The 25324-nt window shown below is 73.5% G+C and carries 16 protein-coding genes and 1 pseudogene; 3 read left to right on the top strand and 14 right to left on the bottom strand.

All coding sequences use genetic code 11. The features are described from left to right. Window positions 1-3 precede the first annotated feature (3 nt). A pseudogene (locus tag ACFYXM_RS07855) lies at window positions 4-90 on the bottom strand (HNH endonuclease); the annotation flags it as partial. Between the two features lie 81 nt (window positions 91-171). Between ACFYXM_RS07855 and ACFYXM_RS07860 the strand changes: the two are divergent. After that, a complete protein-coding gene (locus ACFYXM_RS07860) occupies window positions 172-1620 on the top strand; it encodes an ATP-binding protein (RefSeq protein ID WP_389287883.1) in 1449 nt (482 codons plus the stop codon). A gap of 72 nt (window positions 1621-1692) precedes the next feature. Here the strand turns inward: ACFYXM_RS07860 and ACFYXM_RS07865 are convergent, their stop codons facing one another. Continuing rightward, window positions 1693-2235, bottom strand: coding sequence for a UTRA domain-containing protein (locus ACFYXM_RS07865; RefSeq protein ID WP_389288283.1), 543 nt, complete (start codon window positions 2233-2235; stop codon window positions 1693-1695). Window positions 2236-2565: 330 nt separating this feature from the next. Continuing rightward, window positions 2566-6099 (bottom strand): transcription-repair coupling factor, encoded by a 3534-nt coding sequence (gene mfd / locus ACFYXM_RS07870; RefSeq protein WP_389287885.1) that lies wholly within the window; start codon window positions 6097-6099, stop codon window positions 2566-2568. A gap of 741 nt (window positions 6100-6840) precedes the next feature. Here mfd and ACFYXM_RS07875 point away from each other — a divergent pair. Continuing rightward, the gene (locus ACFYXM_RS07875; RefSeq protein ID WP_389287887.1) at window positions 6841-7839 is read left to right on the top strand and encodes a helix-turn-helix transcriptional regulator; all 999 of its coding nucleotides are present in this window, start codon (window positions 6841-6843) and stop codon (window positions 7837-7839) included. Between the two features lie 16 nt (window positions 7840-7855). Here the strand turns inward: ACFYXM_RS07875 and ACFYXM_RS07880 are convergent, their stop codons facing one another. Next, on the bottom strand, window positions 7856-8143 hold the full coding sequence (locus ACFYXM_RS07880; RefSeq protein ID WP_389287889.1) for a hypothetical protein: 288 nt from the start codon (window positions 8141-8143) through the stop codon (window positions 7856-7858). Continuing rightward, the gene (locus ACFYXM_RS07885) at window positions 8140-9489 is read right to left on the bottom strand and encodes an amidohydrolase (RefSeq protein ID WP_389287891.1); all 1350 of its coding nucleotides are present in this window, start codon (window positions 9487-9489) and stop codon (window positions 8140-8142) included. Before ACFYXM_RS07885 ends, ACFYXM_RS07880 begins: the two co-directional genes overlap by 4 nt. A gap of 245 nt (window positions 9490-9734) precedes the next feature. On the opposite strand from ACFYXM_RS07885, the gene ACFYXM_RS07890 reads away from it, so the two are divergent. After that, complete coding sequence (locus ACFYXM_RS07890; RefSeq protein ID WP_073790073.1) at window positions 9735-9911, top strand: thiazolylpeptide-type bacteriocin; 177 nt, start codon at window positions 9735-9737, stop codon at window positions 9909-9911. Window positions 9912-9997: 86 nt separating this feature from the next. Here the strand turns inward: ACFYXM_RS07890 and ACFYXM_RS07895 are convergent, their stop codons facing one another. The 9 genes from ACFYXM_RS07895 to ACFYXM_RS07935 all read right to left on the bottom strand — a co-directional run bounded on the left by ACFYXM_RS07895 (window position 9998) and on the right by ACFYXM_RS07935 (window position 25319). Further along, the gene (locus tag ACFYXM_RS07895) at window positions 9998-12211 is read right to left on the bottom strand and encodes a TOMM precursor leader peptide-binding protein (RefSeq protein ID WP_389287893.1); all 2214 of its coding nucleotides are present in this window, start codon (window positions 12209-12211) and stop codon (window positions 9998-10000) included. Further along, window positions 12208-12963, bottom strand: coding sequence for an ABC transporter permease (locus ACFYXM_RS07900; RefSeq protein ID WP_389287894.1), 756 nt, complete (start codon window positions 12961-12963; stop codon window positions 12208-12210). The genes ACFYXM_RS07895 and ACFYXM_RS07900 overlap by 4 nt, the downstream gene beginning before the upstream one ends. A gap of 116 nt (window positions 12964-13079) precedes the next feature. Then, window positions 13080-14066 carry an ABC transporter ATP-binding protein gene (locus ACFYXM_RS07905; RefSeq protein ID WP_389287895.1) on the bottom strand — a complete coding sequence of 329 codons (987 nt, stop codon included), beginning with the start codon at window positions 14064-14066 and terminating at the stop codon, window positions 13080-13082. Window positions 14067-14163: 97 nt separating this feature from the next. Beyond that, window positions 14164-15315, bottom strand: coding sequence for a M50 family metallopeptidase (locus ACFYXM_RS07910; protein ID WP_389287897.1), 1152 nt, complete (start codon window positions 15313-15315; stop codon window positions 14164-14166). Then, window positions 15312-16433 carry a lantibiotic dehydratase C-terminal domain-containing protein gene (locus ACFYXM_RS07915; protein WP_389287899.1) on the bottom strand — a complete coding sequence of 374 codons (1122 nt, stop codon included), beginning with the start codon at window positions 16431-16433 and terminating at the stop codon, window positions 15312-15314. The genes ACFYXM_RS07910 and ACFYXM_RS07915 overlap by 4 nt, the downstream gene beginning before the upstream one ends. Further along, window positions 16430-19237 carry a lantibiotic dehydratase gene (locus ACFYXM_RS07920; RefSeq protein WP_389287901.1) on the bottom strand — a complete coding sequence of 936 codons (2808 nt, stop codon included), beginning with the start codon at window positions 19235-19237 and terminating at the stop codon, window positions 16430-16432. The genes ACFYXM_RS07915 and ACFYXM_RS07920 overlap by 4 nt, the downstream gene beginning before the upstream one ends. Window positions 19238-19281: 44 nt before the next feature. Beyond that, window positions 19282-20856, bottom strand: coding sequence for a nitroreductase family protein (locus tag ACFYXM_RS07925; RefSeq protein WP_389287903.1), 1575 nt, complete (start codon window positions 20854-20856; stop codon window positions 19282-19284). A 106-nt stretch (window positions 20857-20962) separates the two neighbouring features. Beyond that, window positions 20963-22996: a TOMM precursor leader peptide-binding protein gene (locus ACFYXM_RS07930; protein WP_389287904.1), complete on the bottom strand. Its 2034-nt coding sequence runs from the start codon at window positions 22994-22996 to the stop codon at window positions 20963-20965. After that, entirely contained in the window at window positions 22986-25319 is a 2334-nt protein-coding gene (locus ACFYXM_RS07935; protein WP_389287906.1) for a TOMM precursor leader peptide-binding protein, read from the bottom strand. The genes ACFYXM_RS07930 and ACFYXM_RS07935 overlap by 11 nt, the downstream gene beginning before the upstream one ends. Window positions 25320-25324: the final 5 nt, after the last annotated feature.

Here is a 25324-nt window from a genome sequence, read left to right on the forward strand (position 1 = left end):
TCGGCCTCCGCACTGCTCCAGCATGGCCTTCTTGTCGGCGGCCGTGACGGGCAGTTCGTACTTCAGCGACACCTGCGCGAACCGCGAAGCCATACGAATACTCTCCGTAACACGTGTCGATGTATGATTCATAGACGAATGTTTCATGGCTGACGGAAGGCCGATCGCATCATGGACTTCTATGGCCGCCAGCACGTCTTCGACGACCTGTCCCGACGCCTGGACCGCATCAAGCGCTCCGGGACCGGTGAGCTGCTGGCCGTACGCGGACGGCGCCAAGTGGGCAAGTCCCGTCTCTTCACGCGGTTCGCCGAGCGGTGCGGCCTGCCCTACCTGTATTTCACGGCCGTGAAGAACGCGACACCGGCGGCGGAGCTCCGGAACCTCGCGGCGGAACTCGGCACGTCCACGGCCCCGTTGAAGGATGCGGAGGTCCTGTTCGCCTCACCCCCCGGCAACTGGCGCGACGCACTGGGCCGCATCGCCATCGCCTGCCGCGACACGCCTTCCGTCGTCGTCATCGACGAGTTCCCCTGGGCAGCGGCAAATGATCCCTCCCTCGAAGGGCAGTTGCAGAACAGCTGGGACCGGCAGCTCGAGCACACCCCTGTGCTGTTCGTGCTGATCGGTTCGGACGTCACCATGATGGAACGGCTCACCGAGCACGACCGGCCGCTGTACGGGCGGGCGAAGAGCCGGACGATCTCGCCCTTCAACCCCGCCGAGTGCGCCCAGGCGCTGGGCGCGGGCAGCGATCCGGTGGCGGCGTTCGACACCGCGCTGATCACCGGCGGATACCCTCGCCTCGTGCTCGACCGAGCCCGTGCGGAGAGCACGCGGGCGTTCGTGCACGAGGAACTCCGCGACGAGAACAGCGACCTCGTGGTCATGGGGCAGCGGTCCCTGGACGCCGAGTTCCCGGACGCGACGCAGACACGGCGCATCCTCTCGGCGATCGGCGGCACGGAGGTCGGGTTCAGCACCTTCACCCAGGTCATAGGGTGCCTCCCGGAGGCCGGAAGCACCGCGCAGACCGCGGTGACCAGAGCCATAAGAGTCCTCGGCGACAAGGGAGTCCTGGCCGTCGACACGCCCGTGGGCACGGGCGCGACGAGCAAACTGCGCCGGTACCGGATCTGCGACCCCTACCTGCGCTTCTGGTTCCGGTTCATCGAGGAGCAGCAGGCGAACATCGCCCGCGGCCGTCCGGACATCGCGCACGGCTTCTTCGACCGCGGCTGGCCCAGCTGGCGGGGCAGAGCGGTGGAACCGCTCACCCAGGAGGCCGTGTCCCGCCTCGCTCCGGAGCTGGCCCCGCTGTCCCCGCTCGGCGGCACCGGCCGGGTGGGCAGCTGGTGGAACCGGGACAACAGCCGTGAGTACGACATCGTCGTCCCGGCGACGAGCGGCAACACGAAGTTGCTGCTCGGTTCCGTCAAGTGGCGCGAGAACAAGCCGTTCTGCGCCCGCGACCTGAACCACCTGGCCGAGGGCCGGGCCGTCGTCCCCGGAGCGGCCGGGGCCGCACTGCTGGCGGTCTGCCCCGCCGGAACGGCCGACGGCGTGGTCGTGGACCTCTCGCTCACCCCGAAAGACCTGCTGGCGGCGTGGAGCGCCTGAGCGGCGCGGGCGAGGCGCCCGGTTCGTACAGCGAACGGCGGTCGACGGCATCCGTTTCGGGTCTGGGCACGGTCATCCGATCCTGATCTCGTAGCGCAACTTCTGACGCCGTGGCGGCATCGCCATCACATCGACCTGAAGGGGCCGGTCGACCCCGTCGAGGGTGAGACGGGTCAGTTGCAGCACGGGTTCTCCCGCCGCCAGCCGCAGTTGCTCGCGTTCGTGATCGGTCGCCGGCCGCGCGGTCACCTCCTCGCGCACGAGGACGCCGACGTGTCCCAGGTCCGCCAGCAGCCGGATCGCCCCGCCACGGATCTTGGCGGTCCCTGCGAGGCCGGTTCCGGCCGCGATGTCCAGCGGGTAGTACGTGTCCGTCAACTCGCAGGGTTCGTCGTCGAGGTACATGATTCTGCGGCGAGCGACGACCCCCTGCCCGGCGGGCGTCCTCAGCAGTTCCGCGACCGCTTCCGGCGGCTCCGTCTCGCCCGCCCAAACGATCCGCTGGCTCCCCCGGCGGCCCTCCGCCGCGGCTTCCGCGGCCCACGCGTCGCCGCCGGTACCGGCAGACCCCGCGAGGTACGGCACCGAGGTGCCGACCCACTCACCGCCGCCCATGGCCTTTCCCTTCACGCTCGCCCCCTGTACCGGACCGTCTCGTCGCACCGTAGGCGAGCCGTGCCCGCCCCCACAGAGCAGACCTTGCCGCCTCTCGCGAATAGCAGCACAGCCGGTCGACCGACGGGCCAGCATCCCGATGCCGACGCCTGCTCCGGGCGCGGGTTACACATCGTGAACGAGCTTGCCGACGACTTCGGAGTCGATGATCACGCCGTCGGCAAGACCGTGTGGCTCGTTTTCAAAACGCCCGTCGCCACCCTCATGCCGTGAAGAACCCGGCCGCGCCGAGTACGTGCGGCGGGGCCGGGGCGGCAAGGGCATCCTCCGCTACGACCCCAGGATCGTCGTCAGGAACTCCCCCGTCCACGCCAGCAGTTCGCGGCCGACGACCGGCTTGCCGCCGATCCTTCCGGTGGTGGGGCGGGGGACCAGGATCTGGTGGACGGCCGGCTTGATGACCGTCTTGGGGTAGAGGCGCCCCAGGCGCAGCTCCTGGGACTCGCGCAGTTCGACCGGGGCGAAGCGGATGTTCGGGCCCTGGAGCACGATCTCGCCGACGCCGCAGGCGCGGGCCAGCATGCGCAGGCCGGCGACCAGGAGGAGGTTCTCGACGGGTTCGGGGAGCTTGCCGTAGCGGTCGGTGAGCTCCTCGCGGACCGCCCTGATGTCGTCCTCCGTGGAGGCGGAGGCGATGGCCCGGTACGCCTGGAGGCGCAGCCGCTCGCCGGGCGCGTAGTCGTGGGGGACGTGGGCGTCGACCGGGAGCTCGATCTTGACCTCCAGGGGCGGTTCCTCCTCGACGCCGCCTTCGAGGGAGGCCCGGTAGTCGGCGACCGCCTCGCCGACCATGCGGACGTACAGGTCGAAGCCGACGCCCGCGATGTGGCCGGACTGTTCGCCGCCCAGGAGGTTTCCGGCGCCGCGGATCTCCAGGTCCTTCATGGCGACGTACATGCCCGCGCCCATCTCGGTGTGCTGGGCGATGGTGGCGAGGCGTTCGTGGGCGGTCTCGGTGAGCGGCTTCTCCGGCGGGTAGAGGAAGTACGCGTAGCCGCGCTCGCGGCCCCGGCCGACCCGGCCGCGCAGCTGGTGGAGCTGGGAGAGGCCGAAGTTGTCGCCGCGCTCCACGATCAGGGTGTTGGCGTTGGAGATGTCGATACCGGACTCGACGATCGTCGTGGAGACCAGCACGTCGAACTTCTTCTCCCAGAAGTCCACCACCACCTGTTCCAGGGCCTGTTCGGACATCTGGCCGTGTGCCGTGGCGATCCGCGCCTCGGGGACGATCTCGCGCAGCCGGGCGGCGGCGCGGTCGATCGACTCGACGCGGTTGTGGATGTAGAACGCCTGGCCCTCGCGGAGCAGTTCACGGCGGATGGCGGCGCCGATCTGCTTCTCCTCGTACGGGCCGACGAAGGTGAGGACCGGGTGGCGCTCCTCCGGGGGCGTGGTGATCGTCGACATCTCGCGGATGCCCGTCACGGCCATTTCGAGCGTACGGGGGATGGGCGTCGCGGACATGGTGAGGACGTCCACGTTGGCGCGGAGCTTCTTCAGCTGCTCCTTGTGCTCGACACCGAAGCGCTGTTCCTCGTCGACGATGACCAGGCCCAGGTCCTTGAACTTCGTCTCGGAGGAGAAGAGGCGGTGGGTGCCGATGACCAGGTCGACGGAGCCCTCGCGCAGCCCTTCCAGGGTCGACTTGGACTCGGAATCGGACTGGAAACGGCTCAGTGCCCTTACGGTGACCGGGAATTGGGAGTAGCGCTCGGTGAACGTGCCGTGGTGCTGCTGGACCAGAAGGGTCGTGGGTACGAGGACGGCGACCTGCTTGCCGTCCTGGACCGCCTTGAACGCCGCCCGGACCGCGATCTCCGTCTTGCCGTAGCCGACGTCGCCGCAGATCAGCCGGTCCATCGGGACGGACTTCTCCATGTCCGCCTTGACCTCGGCGATGGTGGAGAGCTGGTCGGGCGTCTCCGCGTACGGGAAGGCGTCCTCCAGTTCGCGCTGCCAGGGGGTGTCCGGGCCGAAGATGTGGCCGGGGGCCGCCATCCGGGCCGAGTACAGCTTGATCAGATCGGCGGCGATCTCCTTGACGGCCTTCTTGGCACGTGCCTTGGTCTTCGTCCAGTCGGCGCCGCCGAGCCGGTGCAGGGTGGGGGCCTCGCCGCCGACGTACTTGGTGACCTGCTCCAGCTGGTCGGTGGGGATGTAGAGGCGGTCGCCGGGCTGGCCGCGCTTGGCGGGGGCGTACTCGACGAGGAGGTACTCGCGGGTGGCGCCCTGCACCGTGCGCTGCACCATCTCGATGTACCGGCCCACGCCGTGCTGTTCGTGGACGATGTAGTCGCCGGTCTCCAGCGTCAGCGGGTCGATCGTCTTGCGGCGGCGGACCGGCATCCGGCCCAGGTCCTTGGTGGCGGTGCGCTGGCCGGTGAGGTCGGTCTCGGTCAGGACGGCGAGCCGCAGCTCCGGGTCGACGAAGCCGTGGTCGAGGGCGCCGCAGGAGACGTGCACGACGGACGGCGAGACCTCGGTCAGGTCCGGGTCCAGCCGGGCCGGGACGCCCTCCCCGCCCAGCACCTCGACGGTGCGGGAGGCGAGTCCCTGCCCCTCGGTGACGTAGACCGTGCGCCAGCCGTCGGCGAGCCAGCCCTTGGTGTCGGCGAGCGCGCGGGCGGTGTCGCCCCGGTACGCCTCGGGGGCGTGCATGCCGAGCCCCAGCGTGTCGGCTTCCTCAACGGCTTCGCCGGCGGCGAACGGGGAGACCGACCACCACATCATGCCCAGCTCGCGGGCCCGGCCCCGGACGTCCGCGATGCCCCACAGCGAGGCCGCGCCGACGTCGATCGGTGCCTCTCCCCCGCCCGCGGTCGCCGCCCACGACGCCTGGAGGAATTCCTGGCTGGTGGCGACGAGGTCGGCGGCCCGGGTCCGTACCCGCTCCGGGTCGCAGACCAGCGCCATCGCCCCGGCGGGCAGCACGTCGAGCAGCAGCTCCATGTCGTCGACGAGGACCGGTGCGAGGGACTCCATGCCCTCCACCGCGATGCCCTCCGCGATCTTGCCGAGCAGTTCGCCCAGCTCCGGGTGGCTCTCGGCGAGGGCGGCGGCCCGCTCGCGCACCTCGTCGGTCAGCAGCAGCTCCCGGCAGGGCGGGGCCCACAGGCCGTGCTCGGCGACCTCCAGCGAACGCTGGTCGGCGACCTTGAAGTAGCGGATCTCCTCGACGTCGTCGCCCCAGAACTCCACCCGCAAGGGGTGCTCCTCGGTCGGCGGGAAGACGTCCAGGATGCCGCCGCGCACGGCGAACTCGCCGCGCTTCTCGACCAGTTCGACCCGGGAGTACGCGGCTGCCGCGAGCGCGTCGACGATGCTGCCGAGATCGGCGCTCCCCCCGGTGCGCAGCGAGACCGGTTCCAGGTCCCCCAGGCCCTTGACCTGCGGCTGGAGTACCGAGCGAATGGGCGCGACGACGACCTTGACCGGGCCGGTCTCCGGGTCGTCCGCGCTGGGGTGCGCGAGGCGCCGCAGCACCGCCAGGCGGCGGCCCACGGTGTCGGAGCGGGGCGAGAGCCGCTCGTGCGGCAGGGTCTCCCAGGACGGGAACTCGGCGACGGTGTCCGGCGGCAGCAGGCCGCGCAGCGCCGCCGCCAGGTCCTCCGCCTCGCGGCCGGTCGCGGTGACGGCGAGCACGGTCCGGCCCGACTCACGGGCCAGGGCGGCCACGGCGAAGGGGCGGGCGGCGGGCGGCCCGACCAGGTCGACGTGCATCCGGTGGCCGTCGCCGGCGGCCTTCACCGCTTCGGAGAGTGCCGGGTCACGTACGACGACATCCAGCAGACCGTGCAGACTCATGAAGGCTTCCGTCCGGGTAACGAGGTAACGAGGTCAAACGAGGCCGGGGACCCGGCAACCGGCTGCTGCCGGGTCAGGAGCAACGCGAAGGACCCGACACGTACGGAGGGTGGCCTCCGGCCCGGCATGATCCGGGAGCCACCCCCGGCGGGCCGGGGATCCCAGCCTACGACTCCCCCGTGACAGCCGCGCCCGCAATCGCCCGGGACCGCGCCCGGCATCGTCGCTCGGCCGGCATCGTCGCTCGCCCGGGACCGCGGTCGGTCGTGAGCGCGGTCGGTCGTGAGCGCGGTCGCCTCCGCCCGGGTCCGCGACCGCCCGGGGGCCGGTGCGCGGCCTGATCGCGTCGGCGGCGGGGCGGGACCGTCGCGACGGAAGCGACGGACGCGGCAGAAGCGGGTGGCGCGATTTCGGCGGTCGGGCAGCAGGACCCCGTATCCCGGTCCGGCTGGACGGCGAGCCCCCGTATCCCGGCCCGGCCGGGCGCGGCAGGACCTCATATCCCCGGTCCGGACCATCCATCGCGTATGCCGGGCCGCACGTCGCGGGACGCACACCGTTCATCTCCGTATCGCACACAGTTGTGCCCCGCCCCCTCACAGAAATGATCTCAGCGTCTACTCTTTGGCCGAAAGATTTCGCAAAAGTTGCACGGGCAGTCAGTCAGGCAGCCGTGGACCAGCGCTCACGGGCGACCGCCGGGAGCGCACGGCCGACAGGGACCAGGCAGCGGGGGCGCGCATGGGCGAGAACGAGATGTCCGTATTCGGGATCTCGGGGGCCGAGGAAGAGGTCTACCGGCACTTCCTCCGCAACCCCGGCACCGCCACCGACGATCTGCACCTCCTGCTGCCCACGGACCCGCGGGCGGCGCGCACATGCGTCGACCGGCTCCAGGAACTCGGGCTCCTCCACCCCGAGGGCCCCGACCTGCGCGTCTTCCCGATCGACCCGGAGGTCGCGGTGGCCAGGCTCATCGACTTACGCCTGCACGCCCTCCACCAGGAACTGCAGCGCGTCACCCGGTCACGCCATGTGATCGACGGTCTACGCGCGGAGCAGGGGGCGCGCAGGCCCCCTCCGCCGGGCATCGAGCAGTTGGAGGGCCTCGACCAGATCCGCGACCGGATCGACGACCTGGCGTTCTTCGCCAGGGACGAGATCCTCTCCGTGGAGCCGTACACGAAGCTGTCGGCCGAGAACATCGCCCGCTCGCGCCCGCTGGACCTGCGGTGCCTGCGGCGCGGTGTGAAGATCCGGAACGTCGTGATCCGGGCGGCGCTGCACGATCCGGCGACCGCCGCGTATCTGCGGGAGCTGGCCGAGAACGGGGCCATGATCCGGGTGACGGAGCACAGCGCCGAGCGGCTGCTGATCTACGACCGCAAGGCCGCCCTCGTCCCGCTGGACCCGCACGACACCTCGCGCGGGGCGCTGCTCGCCCACCGCGGCGGCCTGGTGCGCAACATCATCGCGCTGTTCGAGAAGATCTGGGACCAGGCCGAGGACCTCTCGCGGGCGAGCGGTGCGGACGGCGGGACTCCGGACGACGGCCTGTCGGAGATCGAGCGGCGGGTCCTGGTGTCCATGTGCACCGTGGGCAAGGACGAGGCGGGCGCCCGCGAGCTGGGGGTCTCGGTGCGGACGTACCGGCGGTACGTCGCCGATCTCCTCCAGACCCTGGGCGCCGCCAGCCGCGCCCACGCCGCCCTGCTGGCCCGGGAGCGCGGCTGGATCTGACGCATGCCCCCCCGTCTCACGGTTCCTGCGTCCAGCCGTCCAGTGCCCGGTCGGTGAGGGCACGGGCGACGGCCCGCCGGACCGTGCCGTCGTCGACGGTACGGCTCAGGGCGATGCGCAGGGCGATCCGGTCGGGCCCCACGGACCGGGGGGCACAGGCCCAGTGGGCGGGGAGCAGGCTCAGCAGCCGTACGACGGTGGTCTCACCGGTCGGGGCGGTGCTGTCGCGGCGGACGGTCACCAGGTCGATGTGGCCGCGGTCGCGGCCCGTCCCGTATGCCGCCTCCCCGGTGGGACGGGTCACGGGGTGCCCCCTTCCGGCTCCAGTAACCGCCGGGCGGCCGACGCCATGGCCGCGATCCCGGCCGGCAGGGCGGTACGGACGTCCGGGGCGAACTCCGGCGCGTGGTTGGACGGGACCGGCGGTCCGCCGTCCCGGGCCGCGCGCCACTGCCGTGCCCCCGTGACGCCGAGCAGCCAGTACACCGTCGCCACGCCCCCGGCGCCGAACCACGCGAAGTCCTCGGTGGCGGTGAGCGTGCCGCAGTCGCCGACCCGGTGAGGGCCGAACGACTCCTCGTGCGCCCGGCGCACGGCGGCCGTGGCCGTCGCGTCGGTCAGCAGGGCGGGCGAGCGGGCGGTGACGGTGAAGTCCGGGTCCCTCGGGCAGCCGGACGCCGCGCACTCGGCTCGCACGATCCGCCGTGCGGCGGCCGTCATCCGGTCGACCGCGTGCTCGCTCGACGCCCGTACGCACAGGGAGAGTTGTGCCGTCTCCGGGATCACGTTGCCGGGCCCTCCGGCGCGCAGCGCGCCGACGGTCAGCACCGCCTGCTCGGCCGGGGCGGTCTCCCGCGAGACGACGGACTGGAGCCGCAGCACCGTGGCCGCCGCCGTGAGGACCGGGTCGACGGTGAGGTGCGGGGTGCCGGCGTGGCCGCCGCGCCCGTACAGGGTGATGTCCACCATCGCACCCGCCGCCATCAGCGGCGTACGGAACTCCGCGGCGTGCGCGAGGGTGCCCGCGGGCGCGGGCGAGGTGTGCTGGGCGAGGACCGCGTCCGGGGTGCCGAACCGCTCGTACAGGCCGTCCGCCAGCATCTCCCGCGCACCGGTCAGGCTCTCCTCGGACGGCTGGCCCGCGACCAGGACCGTGCCGCGCCACGCGGAACGGGTCCGGGCGAGTTCGGCCACCGCCCCGGCGACCGCGGCGAGATGGAGGTCGTGGCCGCAGGCGTGCATCACGCCCGGCACGGTGCTCGCGTAGGCGAGGCCGGTGCGTTCGGTGACCGGAAGGGCGTCGAGCTCGGTACGGAGCATGACGGTCGGGCCGGTGCCGTTGCGCAGCACGCCCACGAGCCCGTGGCCGCCGCCGACCTTCCGGGTCACCTCGCAGCCGCCCGCCGCCAGCCGGGCGGCGAACAGGTCCGCGGTGCGCCGCTCGGCCCCGGACGGTTCGGGGTGGGCGTGCGCGTCGAGGTACAGCTCCAGCGCCGGGCGCAGGACCTCGCGCGGCACCGCCGGGGCCGGCGGGCGGGGCGGTGCCTGCCTCGCGTCCGCCGGGGCGGGCCGGGTGCCGGGTGGGCATGGGGCGCCGGGAGGACCGGGTGGGGGTGGGGCGCCAGGAGGGGACGGGAGGTGCTCCCGCATGTCAACTCACCTCGTTCCGCTGGGCGGGCCGGTCATGATCCGGGCCCGCCGGGCACGTGTGGGGCCGGCGTCGACAGCCTGCGCCGCCCCGTCTTCAGGAATCCCGCGTTCCGCTGTCATGGGGTGCCAGCGATCTGACAGCGAAACCGCGGCCGATCTGACAGCGGTCCCCGCTGCAATGGCATCAGAGCGGGGGAACGGTGCCGGAGCCGCCGGCCCGTCCCCGTGGACCAAGGGAGAAGACCATGGCCCCCAAGACCGAGCTCGCCACCCTCGCCGACGAGATCCTGGAGCTGGAGTCGGAGACCTTCGAGATCTCGGACTACTCGGACGCCGCGGAGGTCGTGCTGGCCGGTTCGACGTCCTGCTCCTCGACGTCGACCTGCTCCAGCACCACCAGCACCACCTCCTGCTGCGCCTGATCGACTCACCGATCGCGCACGCCCCGCACGTCCGCAAGCCCTCTTCGCGCCCGGAGCGCGAAGGGGGCTTGCGTGGTGTCGTGGCGTCACGGGAAGGGGTGCGGGACGCGCTTGATCCCGGACTCCGGCAGGTCGTCGGCCCGTCGCCCGGCCGCCCGCAGCGCGGTCCGCAGCCGGGGCATCAGCAGGGCCCGCTGCCGGGTCCAGCCGAAGTCGAGCGGCAGCAGGCCGGGGACGACGGCGGCGATGGTGTGCAGGCCCATCCGCCGTTGTTCGGGGGTGGTCTGGTCGACGGCGATGACGTCGTGCCCGGCGGCGACGAGCTGGTCGCGCAGCAGGTTCAGGTCGTCGAGGAGGTCTCCGGTGCGGGGGCGCCGGGGCTCCCAGTCGGCGAAGGCGTCCGCCGTCGGAAGCACGGCGACCGGTTCCAGGTACTCCTTGGCGTGCACGGCCATCTCCGGCAGCCCGTAGAGCTGGGCGTGGTCCTTGAGCTGCCGCACGCGGGTGAAGTCGGCCGCCATAGCGGTGAGTTCGGTGTGCCGCTCGGCGACCTGGTAGGGCAGGTGCGGGATGTACGTGAGGACTTCGGACAGCGCCGACTCGACGGTGGCCTCGGGGTCGAACCCGGCGGCGGCGGCGAACGACAGCGTCCCGGGTCCGCCGTCCCGGCGTACCGCGAGGGCGGTGACGACGGGGACGGCCAGGTCCATCCGGGTGTCGAAGGCGTGGACGTCGTAGCCGTGCAGCGCGGCCCGGTCGATCATGCTGCGGACGGCCGGGGAGCGGCAGGTGCCGAGGTCGATCGCGGTGAGCGGGGTACGGCCGTGCCAGGCCAGCAGGAAGGCGTCGCGTTCGACGATCTCCAGCAGCCCGTAGAGGATCGCCTCCTCCAGGCTGCCGCCGGTGGCGCAGCCGTTGGAGCATTCGAAGACGAAGTTGTCGGCCTCGACCCCGGCGCTGTAGTGGGCGAGCCGGGCGGGCACCAGGACGGGGCGGTCGTCGCGCAGGGAGTGGCCCCACACCCAGGGGATGGGCCGGTCGGGGTCGAACGGGGAGACCATGGGGTCGGTCGCGTAGGTCTCGGGGGCGTAGAGGCCGCAGGCGGCCGGGTCCAGGGCGCGGTCGGCCAGTTCGTGGTAGCTGCCGGTCACGGGCGAGGTGCCGCGTCGGCGCCTGGTGCCCGCGTACCGTTCCAGGCCCTCCAGCTGGGCGAGGAGGCGGCTGGTGTCGTAGCCGTTGGCCTGGCCGCTCCAGGTGACGTCGTTGAGGCCGGCGTAGCCGCGGACGAAGTGGGTGCCGGCGGCCGGTGCCGTGGTGGTGGACGTCGGGTTGATCCAGAGGTCGGAGCCGAGGGTGCCGCACACCGGGTTGACGAGCGCGGCGGTCGGCAGCGGGTACGAGGACAGGGGCCGCAGCCGGTAGCCGTCGGGGTCCGGCTTCGGGGCCGGGCCGAGGTCCATCCGGGCCGCGTCGGCGGTGTCGGGAACCTCCTGGACGCAGGAGGGGCAGAGGGGTTCGGGCAGGATCGGGAACGTCGCGGTGGCGAGGGTCACCAGATCGATCCGGGTGACGCGGGGCAGCGCGCGGTCGGCGGCGGTGGCGTCGGTCAGGTCGTGGGCGGCGCCTAGTGCCGTGACCGGCAAGGTTTGCCCGGAAGGAGCGTCGTCCGGTGCGTGCGATCGCAAGGCGGTCGGAAGCTCTCGGATGGGGCCTCCCCTGCTCGAACGAAGTCGAGAGCTTGGGGAAGGGCTACGTGGGCTTTCGGCCAACGCCGCGAGCAATGGGGTCTCCCCTGCTCGAACGAAGCTGAGAGTTCGGGGAAGTGCCGGGCGGCGCGACGGGGCAAGCGTTGCCGGGAGGGGCACGAGGACCGCGCGGTAGACGGCCCAGACGGCGTCGGCCGCGTACGGGGTGAGGACCGGCCAGTGGACGGCGCCGTTCGGGCGGTGGCCGAGTTCCAGGGCCTCGCGCTCCGAACGGCTGCGCAGCCGCTGCCAGCGCATGGCGAGGCACTGTCCGCAGGCGGTGGCGTCCGGTCCGCCGCCCCAGGGGCCGATCAGCACGGCCCGGGAGGTCAGCTGGACGTTGGCGGCCGGGCGGACGTCCGCGTACGGGTCGGGGCTGCCGTGGCCGAGCGTGTCGGCGGCGCCGAGCGGCACGACGAGCGGCGCGGGCAGGGCCGCCGGGTCGGCCGAGCGTGCGTGACGGCCGGTCAGTTCGGCGTGGAGGTCGGCGCGGGCGGCCTCCAGCGGGGTCTCGCCGGGCACGGGCGGTACGGCGGGGGCGAGGGCCGTCGTCATGACTTGTCACTCCAGCGGAAGGTCTTGAGCGCGATCGCGCACAGGACGACGGCGAATCCGGCGAGCACCGCGCAGGCCAGCCAGATGTCGCCCGTGGTGCCGCGGCCGGTGAGGGCGCCGGAGATCCCGTCGTTGAGGTAGCGCAGCGGCAGCACGCGGGAGAGGTTCTGCATCCAGTCCGGCATGGCGTCCAGCGGGAAGAACGAGCCGGACAGGAACGCCATCGGGATCATCAGGCAGTTGGCCACGGCGGCGACGGCCTCGGGGGTCTTCGCGTAGCTGCCGACGATGACGCCCAGGGCGAGGAAGGCGGTGATGCCGATGACCAGGACGGGCAGGGCGAGCGGCCAGCGGCCGTCCAGCTGGAGCCCGAACGAGGGCAGCAGCGCCACGGACACGAACAGCACGGACTGCACGGCGCCGATGCCGAGCGCCAGGACGTAGCGGGAGGCGAGGACGGCGGAGACCGGCGTCGGGGTCATCCGGATGAGGCGCAGGATGTCGTCGCGCCGCCACTGCATGAGGACGAAACCCACGCCGAACACGGCGGCGTTGCCGACGCCCCAGGAGAGGACGCCGGGGGCGATGTAGTTGATGTAGGGCTTGCCGCTCTGCTCGACCGTCTGGCCGTGGAAGATCAGCCCGAAGACGACGAGGAAGATGAGCGGGAAGGCGAAGGTGAAGAAGAGCGTGGTCTTGTCGCGTGTGTAGGCCCGGTATCCGGCCTGGCTCAGCGCCGTGTATGCGCTCATCGGGGTGTCTCCGTATCACTGCTGGGGGGGTGCGGGGTCGCGCTGCGGGGTGCGCGGGCGCGTCGCGGGGCGCGCCGGGGACGGGGGCGGTCCGGTCGGATCGCGGGCGGAACGGGCTACGGGCGCGGGGCGCCGTCGGCTCCGGCGGCCTCGGCGGCGCCGGTGAGGGCGAGGTAGACGTCCTCCAGGTCGGCGGTGCGCGTCTGGACGCCCCGGAGTCCGGCCAGGGCATCGATCGCGGCCAGGACCTTGCCGGATTCGAGGGTCTCCAGCACGAGGGCGCCGGGTTCCTCGGTGACGTTGTCGACGCCTTCGATGGCGCGCGCCTGGGCGGGGGTGAGCCGGTCGTCGGGGACGACCAGCCGGGTGGTGGGGGCGGCGGCCGCGATGAGGTGGGCCGGGCTGTCCAGGGCCACGACGGAACCCTCGACCATGATGGCGACCCGGTCGCACAGCGCCTCGGCCTCGTCGAGGTGGTGGGTGGTGTAGACGATGGTGCGGCCCTCGCCCTTGAGGTCGCGCAGCACCTGCCACAGGGCGCGCCGGGCCTGCGGGTCGAGGGCGGCGGTCGGCTCGTCCAGAAAGATCAGTTCGGGTTCGTGGACCAGCGCGGAGGCGATGGCGAGGCGCTGGCGCTGACCGCCGGACAGGTCGTCCACCCGGGTGTCGCCCTGCTCGGTGAGGCCGACGGATTCCAGCGCCCGCTCCGCCGCCGCATGGTCGGTGCGGTAGAGGGCGGCCATGGTGCGCAGGTGCTCGCGGGCGGTGAGGCGGACGAAGAACGCCGAGGTCTGGGTCTGTACGCCGAGCCGGGGCAGCAGCGACGGGTTGCGGGGCCAGGGACTGGCGCCCAGCACGGTGACCGTGCCGGAGTCCGCCTTGCGCTGGCCCTCCATGATCTCGACGAGGGTCGTCTTGCCCGCCCCGTTGGGGCCGAGCAGACCGAAGAACTCGCCGCGCGGCACGGTGAGGGACACCCCGTCGACGGCGTGCCGCTCGCCGTACCTCTTGTGCACGGCGTCGAGGACGACGGCCGCGGTGGACCGGGCGTCGTCCGGACCGGGCCGGTTCCCCGGGGAGGGGGTGGGGGTGGTGGGGCTCATGGGACTTCTCTCCTTGTCCGCCGCTGATCGGCGGGTCGGACTGTCGGGACGGTCGGCAGGGGATACCGAGCGGGGGCAGGCGGTGGGCTGACGGCGGTCAGACGGTGAGCAGGTGGTGGGCGGCCGCCACGGCGGCGGCGAGCATGCCCGCGAGGGCGAGCACCGCGCTCAGCGCGTACGCGCGGTACGCGGTACGGGCGTGGCGCGGATAGTCAGCCGCGGCGGGATCGCGGCGGGCGGCGAGTCTCAGATAGGCGCCGGTCGATGCGGCCAGTTCGGTGGCCCCGCACAGCTGGCTCGCGATCCGGTACCCGTCGAGCGGCGGCAGCGGGACCAGCATGGCCAGCGCCTGCACGCTGCCCAGGAGCAGCAGTGCGCCGAGCGCGTGGTGCGTGGCGGCGTCCAGCGGGGCGAACAGCCAGAGCACGCAGAACGGCAGCAGGAACAGCAGGTTCATCACCGCGCCGGCCAGTGCCGTCTGAATGCGTTGCCAACGTGAGCCCAGATAGAGGTAGTTGTCGACCGTGCAGTACATGATGACCACAGGCAGCCGCCAGCGCAGCCCGATTTCGGCCACCGTGCCGCCGTAATGCCGGGCGACGACCCCGTGGGCCAGTTCATGCAGCGCGGTGCTGAACCAGAGCAGTGTCGCGGCCCCGGTCAGCAGTACCGGGTTGGTGAACAACTCCCGTGTGTCGCTGAGCAGTTCACCTGCCCGGAGGGCGACGACGACCTCCATCGCGAGCACGAGCGCCAGCAGTGGGACCAGCAGGCCGGGGGCCAGCAGGAAGCCGACCGCCCGGTGCAGCCGGTCCGTGGTGGCGTCCGCGTCGGCGACCAGCCGCACGCTGCCGCGCAGCACCCCGCGCGCCGGCCGGCCGTCCCGGCCGAAGGACCCGGTCCCCGCCCCGGTCGCGGATCCTCCCGCCGCCCCACCCGGCTTCCCGGCCAGCAGTCCGCGGGTACCGAGCATCCGCAGGATCTGCTGCCAGCGCGCGGCGTCCAGCCTGCGCCCGTACTCCCGCGCGTACTCCTCGCCGATCTCCGCCAGGCTGCGCCGCCCGTCCATCCGGGCGATGAGGAAGTGCTCCTTGGGGCCCACCCGGAAGGAGCCGCCGCTCGCGGTGTCCTTGATCAGGTGCACCGTCGCCGCGCCGTGCAGCAGGGCGTCGCTCAGCAGCACCTCGGGCCGCAGCTCGGGCCGGTACTCGGCGAGGCCCTCGACGGCGCCCGGTGGGGCGGCGCTCATCCCGTCTCCCGCAGCGCCCGGCCCAGGACGTGCGAGAGGTACGCCTCGTCCCGGATCGTCACGTGCAGCCGGTTGTTGGTCATATGCATGTACGGGGAGAGCAGCAGCGGCAGCGAGGCCGCCGGATCGGTGACGAGTTCGTCGCGCTCACCGTCCCAGGAGCGGAACACGAGGTCACCGTTCAACGTCAGTTCGACGGCCCGCTCCCGCAGTTCGGCGCAGTGCTCGGCCCATCCGGCGAGGAACCCGGGCAGCCGTGCGGCATCGTCCCCGCCGCTCCCGGCCCCGCCCGGGCCACCGGCCCCGAAGCTCTCGCCGGCCCGGTCCGCCACGGCGGCCACGGCGGCGCGGACACGGGCGAAACGGGCGGCCAGACCGGGGGCCATGGCGGCGTAGTTGCGGTCGTACTCGTCGCTGCCGATGAAGCCGGTGCCGGGGAACGCCCGGTGCCAGAACTCGTAGTAACTGTCCAGGTAATCGGCCAGTTCCTGACGGTCGGGCAGGAACGCGGCGGACATCACCATCATCAGCTGGGCCGAGGTGCCGAGCAGCACGGTCCGCAGATGCAGGTTCTTCGTCCGGAACGCGTCGATGACCAGGTCGCTGGAGCTCCGGAAGTGCCATTCGGCCAGCTCGATCCCGGCGGGTCCGCCGTACTTGCCGTACTCCGGTTCGTACGGTTCGGCGCTGCGCGAGTTGTTGGGGCGCAGCCGCATCCGGCCCTGTTCGTCGGTGTAGTGGCCGCGTTCGGCACCGGGGAACTCGATGTCGAAGAGGGTGTTGTAGAAGTCGTTGAGGAACCCGGAGTCCACCTCGTACAGGGCGGGCCGTTCGGTGAGGAACGCGTCGACGGCGGCCTCCGTGCGGCGCCGGACCTCGGCCTCGGCGTCCGGGGTGGCGGGCTTGATCCGCAGCCGGACGTGCGGGCCCTCCAGCCAGTAGTTGATGAAGAAGTAGCCGTCGATCAGGCCGTCCGCCTCCAGTTCCTCGATCAGCGGGCGGACGCACTGGGTGAGCATGGGCCGGGGGTTGGCGGCGTAGAAGATGTGCGTGGCCTGCCAGGCTCCCGCCTCGCGGGTCCGCGCGGCGGCCGTCGTCGTGGGTGGGGCTGAACTCATGACTCGTTGCTCCTTCGGGCGGGGGCGGCGGTCTCCACCGCGAGTTCGGCGACATGGCGGCCCCGGCCGGAGACGGTGTGCAGTCCGTCCTCGTCGGGCAGCATCTCCCGGAACACGACCCGCGCCCCGGACGTCTTGATCAGGGCCTCGAACGCGGCCAGCGAGAGCGGGCTGTCGAAGTCGACGTAGGCGGGCTTGGCGCCGGTCGCGCCGCGCGCTCCGCTGTCGGCGACGGTCGCGAAGACCCGGTCGGGCAGCCCGTGGGCGCGGCGGAACGCGTGCCAGTCCAGGAACCAGGCGTCGTCCCCGGCCCCGGCCCCTCCTCCCCCGCTCCCGGTCGTGCGCAGTGGCAGCACGGCGGCGGGCGCGCTCCAGCTGCGCCGGCTGAGCACCACACTGCCGTGCCGGACGCGCGGCCGGGTGGTGACCCCGTCGACCGGGTCGCCCTCGGGGACCCCGCCCCACACGTTCAGCGGGGACATCGAGGTCGGGGACAACAGCAGCAGGGTGCGGGGCAGTTCGGGCAGGGCGAGGGGGACGAGGTAGCCGAGGTAGACCGGTACCACCTCCTTGCCGAGCCGGGTGGAGCGCAGGACGAGCCGGTCGGCCTCGGGGTCGTGGACGAGGTGGAGGTCGTCCAGGTGGATCCGGTGGGTGGCGGGCAGGGTGCCGCGCTCGCCGGGGCAGACGATCTCGTACGCGGTGAGCCGGCTGTGCAGGTTGAGGTTGCTGGTGACGGGTCCGCCGGTGACCTCGGCGAGGACGGCGTCGTCGGGCAGCAGGTCCTCGGTGGCGGCGAGGAGCTGTTCGTCGAGTCCGTCGAAGAGGTGGGTGAACCTGCTGAACGGGAAGGACACCCCGCCGTAGGAGCGGTTGAGCACGACCAGTGGGTCGCCGGGCCGGTCCGCGATCTGTACATGGTGCGCGAGCGGGGCGAACTCACCGCGCAGCGTGTCCAGTCCGGCGGCGACCTCGTCGAGAAGGTCGCCGCCCACCCGGATCTCCGGGGCGGCGGGGTCGGCCTCCCAGGACGCCCACAGGGCGCGCATCCGTTCCACGAAGGTCCGCCGGGCCGTGTCGAGGGCCTTGAGCTGCGGCAGGGAGAGCCAGTTCTCCTCGGGTACGTAGTTGCCGTCCGCGTCGAACGTGGTGCGCTTCGCGGTGAACGACATGTACTGGTCGAAGAAGTCCTCGTGGAAGTCGTGGACCAGCTTCAGCAGGTCGTCGCAGCGCCCGCCCTGCCCGTGGCGGGCGAGGAAGAACCCCTTGAACGTGACGCGTTGGGGCAGCGTCAGGTCGAAGGCGGGCAGGACGCGTTCGACCGCGCCGAGCGGTTCGGCGGCCAGCCGCTCCCAGGCGGGGGCGGAGAGTTCGGTGTGGTGCCCGGCCGCCACGTCCTCGTAGAGCAGGGTCTGCGGGACGCGCGCCCGCTCCGCGCCGAGCTCCTCCTCCTGGAGGGCGCGCAGCGAGGTGCGCACCTCACCGATGAGGGAGCGGCGTTCGGCCGGGTCGGCGGCGGCGAACCCCTCGATGTGCGAGGCGGGCGCTTCCAGGCGGTCGGCGAGCCGGTCGGCCCAGGGGCGGCCGAGGTCGCGCAGCGAGTCCTGGAAGGCGCGCAGCGGGTCGGTGTCGTGGACCTCGGTCCGCAGGCACGGCACCTGCACCATGCCGACGTCGAGAAGGGCCTGGAGGTACTGGGCGCATTCCTCCGGGTCCGCGTCCCGGTCCTCGGCGAGCCAGTCGGCCAGTTCCCCGTAGCGGAGGGTGTCGCGGCTCTCGAACAGGCCGAGGAGGCGTTCCAGGGTGCCGCTGCGGCGCAGGAAGAACAGCCGGTCCTTCACCGCGTCGAAGGTGACGGCCGTGTCCTCGTCCCCCTGGGTGACCCAGCGGCGCACGTAGCGGACCCGGTCGGCCTCGCGCCCCCAGCCGGAGGCGGGGGCGACCGGCAGGTCGGCGCGGCGGACCGGGTCGGCGATCAGGGCCTCGGCGAGCCTGCCGACGGCGGCGACGTTCAGCCGCAGCCGCCCCTGCCACGCGTCGTCGACCCGGGCCCGCAGTCCCTGGCCCGGCCCGCCCTCGCCGCCCTCGCCGCCCTCGCCGTGGTCGCCGTGGGGACTGTCGTGGTCGCCGTCGACGAAGGTGCCCGCGGCGACCCCGGTGAACGTGGAGAACGGGCTGGTCTTGCACGCCGTGCGGTAGAGGTAGGAGAGCAGCGAGCGCTCGATCTTGCGCTGCTTCTTGTCCGGGGGCGCGGCGGAGTCGGCCCGTATGTACGCGTCGAGCTGGGCGTCCAGGGCCGGGGAGGCGAGCAGCAGGCCCTTGCGCAGCCGCTCCTCCCCCGCCAGCCGGCGCAGCGCCTCGCGGGCGCGGGCGGTCTCGGCGGCGAGCAGGCCGGCGCCCGCCGCCCGGTGCTCCTCCAGGCGGCGCCGTCCGGTCAGCCAGTCCGCGAGCGCGGTGCCGGCGGCCTCGTCGAGCCCGCGCACCAGGGCCAGGGCCCGGTCGGCCGCGTCGGGGCGCGGCAGCCGGTTGTTGAAGATGTCGCGGCGCAGGGTGAGCAGAGTGCGGCGCAGGGCCTCGTCGTCGCTGCCTCCGACGAGGTCGTGGAGCAGGTCCCCGAGCCGTTCGCCGTCCGCGCGCAGCAGCTCGGTGGCGCGCAGGATCTCGTCGGCCCAGCGGCGGCTGTCCGGGCAGCGCAGCCCCCGCACGCTGTCGACCGGCAGCCCGGCGACCCGCAGCATGAAGCGGGGACGGGTGACCGCCGCGGGAGCGGTCGCGGGGGCGGGGGCCGGGTGGTCCGGCGTCATGTCGGTTTCTCCCCTTCTCGTTCCGGTCGTCGTCTCGTCGTCCACTAGGCGATCTCGTACCGGAAGTCGGCCGGGGCGGGCCGCTCGTTGCCGATCATCATGATCAGCAGCGGCGCCTCGCCGGTCCCGTCGAGACCGAGTTCCTCGATGTACGAGATGTTGTCGAAGCCGAGCGCGACCCCGCAGCCGATGCCGACGGCGGACGCGGTGGTGTAGGCGGTCTGGGCGATCGCCCCGACCGCGGCGTTGACCAGGCGGTATCCCCGGTCCCCGACGGCGTCGAGGACGGCGTCGGTGCGGACGGTGGGCACCAGGACCGCGGCCGACTGCTCCAGGTTGTAGTTGGAGAGGAAGTAGTTCTTCTGGAGGAAGGCGCCCGGGTTGCCCGCCTTCACCAGCCGCAGGCTGTGCGCGTCGGGGTCGTACTCGTACGCGCCGGGCTCGACGCCCTCGACATGGCAGACGAACGCGTAGAGCTTCGCCAGCCGTTGCGCGCCGGTGTCCCCGCCGATCCGTGAACCGGCCACCGAGGCCGCCAGGCAGGACGCCAACTGCTCGGAGGTGATGGGCTGTTGTGCCTCGAAGCGGCCGAAGCTGCTGCGACGGGCGCGCAGCGCGGCACGGACGTCCGTGTCGAGCGGCGGGCAGGCGGGCAGCGGCGTCCCGGGCCGGTCCGGGTCGGCGGGGTGCGCGACGGCGGGGTCGAGCGCCTCGGGGGCGGGGCGCTTCGCGGCACCGGCGGCGGTGACGTTCTGCATGCGCCGGAGCGCGTCGAAGGCGAGGACGGTGCGCGAGCGTTCCTGGTCGCGGTGGTGCACGGACACCGGGGAGGGGGACGGTGCGGGGGCGGTGGCGCCCGCCCACCTCAGCGGGACCACGGCGAAGACGCCCTCCGCCTCCGGGTCCACGCCGAGCAGCCGCCCGAGCCGTTCCTCGTCGAACCAGAGCGCGGGCTCGACGGACAGCCCGCGCGCCCCGGCCCACAGCCGCCAGGTCTGGACGCACGCACCGAGGTCCATGGACACGGCGTGGAAGGAGAAGTTGTTGTACTTGAAGGCGTTCTGCCAGTACTTGATGGTCAGGACCAGGTACTGATCGGTGTCCGGACCCGGCGCCCCCTCGCCCAGCGCCGCCCGCACCTCGCCGGTCACGTCGCCGGTCAGCAGCCGCCGCATCGCGTGGTGCCGGGTGGAGTAGTAGTGCACCCCGGGCGGTACGGGACCGCTCGGCCCGGAGACCCAGTGCACGGCGACCGGGTAGAGGCCGCCGCCGGACGCGGTGCCCCGGGACCAGTTGGCGAGCGGGTAGTGGGGCAGGGCGCTCAGGTCGGTGTTGGCCTGGACGCCGAGGCGGCGGCCGGTCAGCCCGTAGGAGTCGCGGAGCATTCCGGAGAGCAGCGCCAGGTCGAACGCGCCGTCCGGGCCGGCGTCCTGGGCCAGGCCCCGGTCCAGGTCCGCGTGGGCCGGGTAGTCGCAGTCGGGCAGCGGCAGGCTGTCGGTGCCGGGATAGAACTTGGTCTTGCGCGGGCCGTCCGCCCAGTCGGGCACGAAGTCGGCGGGGTCCATCGGGACCCGGCCGCGCTGGAGGATCGCGGCGGCGTATTCATGGGCGTACCCCATGGCGGGCTCCTCGGTCACGGGAAGGGGTGCGGAACAGGGCCGGGTGCGGCCCCGGCCGGGGCGGGTGCGGGACCGGCGGTCGTCGGAAGGGGTGCGGGACCGGCGGTCATGGGAAGGGATGCGGGGCCGGGTTGAGGTCGGCATCGGCCAGGTCGTGCTCGCGCAGCCCGGCCACGCGCAGGGCGGTGCGCAGCCGGTCCATGCCGAGCGCCCGCTGACGGCTCCAGCCGAAGTCGATCGGCAGCAGCCCCGGCACCAGGACGCTGACCGTGGTCAGCCCCAGTTCACGCTGCTCCGGCATGGTCTGGTCGACGACGATCACGTCGAACCCGGCGGCGGTGACGGCGTCCACGCACCGGGTCAGGTCCTCCCGCAGGTCGTCGGAGACCGGCAGCACCGAACCGTCCCCGTACAGCGTGTCGAAGGACCGTTTCGGGGGGCGGGGCTCGCCCGGTCCGCCGAGCAGGAAGCGTGCGTGGTGGCCCATCTCGGGCAGTCCGTAGACCAGCGGGTGGTCGTGCAGCGCCTCCACCCGGTCGAAGTCGGCGGCCATGGCGCGCAGCCGTTCCAGGTCGCGTTCGGTACGGCGGCGCAGGTTCACCGCGTCCGTGGCGATCTCGCACAGCGCGCCCGCCAGCGCCGCCTCCGGGTCGAGCCCGGCCCCGGCGCCGAAGCACATGAGGCCCGGCCCGCCGTCCCGGCGCACGGCCACGCCCGTGACGACGGGGATCGGGAAGGAGATCCGGGTGTCGAAGAAGCGGGCCTCGTAGCCGTACATCTCCAGCCGGTCGATCATCTGCCGGGTGGCGGGGCGGCGGCTGGTGGCCGCGTCGATCTCCGGCAGCGCGGCCCGGCCGTACCAGGCGAGCAGGAACGCGTCGCGCTCGACGACCTCCATCAGCCCGAAGTAGACGGCCTCTTCGAGGCAGCCGCCGGAGGCGCAGCCGTTGGAGCTCTCCTGGACGAACCGGTTCTCCAGACCGGGCGCGTGGTAGTACGTGAGGACCTCGGGCACCAGAACCGTGCGCCGGTCGCGCAGCGACCAGCCCTGCACCCAGGGGATGGGGCGGTCCGGGGCGAACGGGACCACCCGGGGGTTGGCTCGGTGGAAGTCGTCCGAGTACAGCCCGCACACCCTGGGATCGACCGCGTGCTCGCCGCGGGCCCTCAGGGCGTCCAGGGAGTCCGTCGTCCCGGCCCGCTTGGCCCGGGACCGCATGCCCGCGTACCGCTCAAGTCCCTCCAGCACACCGATCCGCATGCTCTCGGCGAACGTGTCCGCGTGGCCGCCCCAGAACGTCTCGCGCAGGTACTCCCCCGAGCGCATGGAGAAGCAGCCGATGGTGGCGGACGTGGAGGTGGAGGAGACGTCCTGGACCACGGAGGGGCCGAGCGACCCGCACACCGGATTGGCGTACGGCTCCATCGGCAGGTCGTACGTCCCGATGTCCCGCACCCGGAAGCCGCCGGGGCGGCGCTTGGGCGCGGGGCGCAGGGTGAGCGCCGCCGCCTCGGCCGTGTCGGCCTCCGGCACCGCGCAGCGCGGGCACTCCGGGTCGGGCACCAGCGGGTAGTGCCGCACCGTCAGGGATTCCAGGTCCACCAGGTGCACGGCCGGGCGGACGCCGGTCCCCGGCCCGTCGCCGGCCAGCCGGGCGGCGATCAGCCCCGCGAGGGCGTGCGCGGCGAACGGGGTGACGTACGGGGACTCCCCGGCGGCCCTGGTGCCCGAGCCCAGCTCCAGCGCCTCGCGCAGCGCGACGGAACGGACCGCCTGCCAGCGCCGCTCCAGGCAGTGGACGCACGTCCGGCCGCCACCCTGCCCGCCGCTCCCCCGGGGCGCGAAGGGGCCGACCACCGCGTGCCGGCCGTAGAACCGGACGGGCACGGCGGGATCGGGGGCGCCCTGAGCGGCCGCAGCGGCCACGGTGCCCGCGTCGGCCTCAGCGGCCGGGGCGGGCGGCTCGTCCATCGCTCGGCCCGGCGCCCCGTCCGCGAAGGCGTCGCGCACGCCGAGCGGCGCCACGTCCAGCGGGGGCGGCGTCCCGTGCCGGGCCAGCGCGTCCCGGAGCGCCGCCGCGAGGGCGCGCGCGGAACGGACCGGCGGGGGGTCCTGCCGGACCGGGGTCTCAACGGACATCGGGCCCGCCCTCGCCGTCCGACGCACCGTCACCGGCCGTGCCCGTCGCGCCCGCGGCCCCGGGGGCCGCCGCGCCGCCGTCGACCGTGAGCAGCACCCGGGCGGTGCTGATGCCGCCCCCGGCGAGATCGGCCGGGGTGGTCGGCACGTACAGGGCGTCGCGCCCCGCGTCCGCGAGCCGGTCGAGGATCGCGTCGAACGTGGTCCTTGGACCGTCGACCGCGACCGGGCCGCCGGTCACCGCGATGGATCCGGCCGCCAGGTCACGGACCAGCGGGTCGCCCGTGTCGACCGGGGACTCCGGGTCCTCGGCGGCCAGTTGGGCCTGCCCGAGCAGGTCCCGCAGCGCCGCGCAGGCCGCCGCACGCCGCGACAGCCCCGCTCCGGCCGCCCAGCGCCCCCGGCCGTTCCCGCCGTCGGCCTCCCGGGCCAGCACCACCTGCGCGGAGGTGCGCCCGCCCTCGCCCAGGTCCAGCAGTTCCACCGAGAGGTCCAGGTTGGCCGCGGACTTCAGCAGGAACGCCAGCTCCGGATCGTCCCCGTCGGCGGCGACCGGGCGGACCTCTGTCGTGCCCCGGAGCGCCCGCAGCAGCGCGTCGTGCGCCAGCGCGGACATCAGACCGGTGCCGGCCGCCTCCCGCTCGTCCGCACCCGCGCCCGCACCGGCGGTCGTCGCGAGATGGACGCGCTCCCGGTTGTGCGCCCCGAACGTCCGCACGGCCGCGGCGGGCACCCGGACCGGTTCCTTGCCGATCAGCGAGGTGGCCACGGTCCAGGTGTCCGGGAGCGCCCCGGTGCCTCCGCCGGTGGTCAGCGCGTCCGGACCGAGCACCCGGTCCGCCACCGCGCCCCCGGCCGCGCCGAGGGGCACCACGTGTTCCACGTACGCGGTCGCCGCCGCGTACAGGGCCCGCATCCGCGCCCCCGCCAGGTGGTGCACGTCGAAGGCGGCGATCCGCCGCCGCTCCCCGGCCCCGAGCGCCACCTCGACCCGGCTGATCTTCAGCGGGGTCTGGGTCAGCGCCTCGTCGTCCCAGCGCCGCAGGATCCCGGTGTGCGGACGCACCAGCGCCGCGCTGTACCGGTTCAGCTCGTCGACCATGGCCTCCGCGTCACGGGCGGTCTCCACGGTCGGGGTGACCGGCAGCGCCAGGCCCTCGGGCAGGACGGCGGCGGGCTCGCGGTCGTCCAGGGCGGCACAGCGCCCGCAGCGCGGATGCGGGTGGACCGGCTCGGCCATCACGTCCAGCGACGCCAGGTCCTGGATCAGGACCTGGCGGTCCGTCTCGGCGGGCAGGGCGCCGGTGGTGAGGCGGAAGACCTCGTAGCCGAGGAGGTTGCCCACCATCGCGGCGACCGGCCCGGACAGGGTGTCCCGGGACTCCGGCGCGGCGCCCGCCGCCTGGCTCCACAGCTCGGCGGCCTCCCCCGCCGCCACGTTGCCGCCCAGCCGCAGCACGGCGCAGGACCAGCAGCCGGTGGAGGCCGCGGTGGCGAGCGGCCCCACCACCAGGCGCTCGCCGAACAGCCAGGCCGGGACCAGGGTCCGGCCCTCGGGCACCCCTGCGGCCAGCAGCCGGTGGGTGCGCGGCCCGGCCCCGGCTCCGGTCACCACCACGACGTCGTACCCGTCGAGCTCCGCCCAGCCGGCCCCCGCCCCGGCGGCGATCCGCTCCGCGCGCGCGGCGACCCGGCCCGCCTCGGCGGTCACGTCGGCGAACTCCGTGGTCGTACCGATCCGTACGCACCCGTTGCGCAGCAGGCTCAGCGCGCACCAGCGGGCGATCTCGTCGTCGCCGAGGACCGCGACCCGGGTGGCCCGGAAGCGGGCGAAGCGTTCGGGCGCGCCGTCGGCGTAGTGGTCGACGTAGGCGATCTGCGCGGCGAACCGCTCCGCGACCTCGTCCGGCACCGCCTCGGCCCCGGTGCCGGGCTGGGGCACGTCGCGGGCGAACTCCCGCTCGTACAACGTCTTGACGAGCTCCGCGGCCATCGCCCGCTGGGCCGGTCCGAAGCCCGCGCAGAGATCGGCGAGCCGGTGGTGGCCGGTCAGGTGCGGGACGACGAGGGAGGCGAAGCGGTAGGCGGTGCGACCGGCCAGGTGGAACCCGCCGTCGGCGTTGTGGAAGAGCACCCCGCCGGGGGTCTCGGTGAACAGCACGTCCCGGCGGATGCGCGGCCGGGTGGCGGCCAGCACGTCGAACGTGGCGGTGGACACGGGAGCGGGCGACGCGGGGGCGGTCGCAGCGGTCCCGGTGGCACCGCCAGTGGTCCCGGGGGTGCTCCCGGCGGTCTTCTGGGTGCTCTCGGGGGTCTCGGCCATGGGGG

Source organism: Streptomyces sp. NPDC002476 (genome assembly GCF_042889785.1).
Lineage (GTDB): Bacteria > Actinomycetota > Actinomycetes > Streptomycetales > Streptomycetaceae > Streptomyces.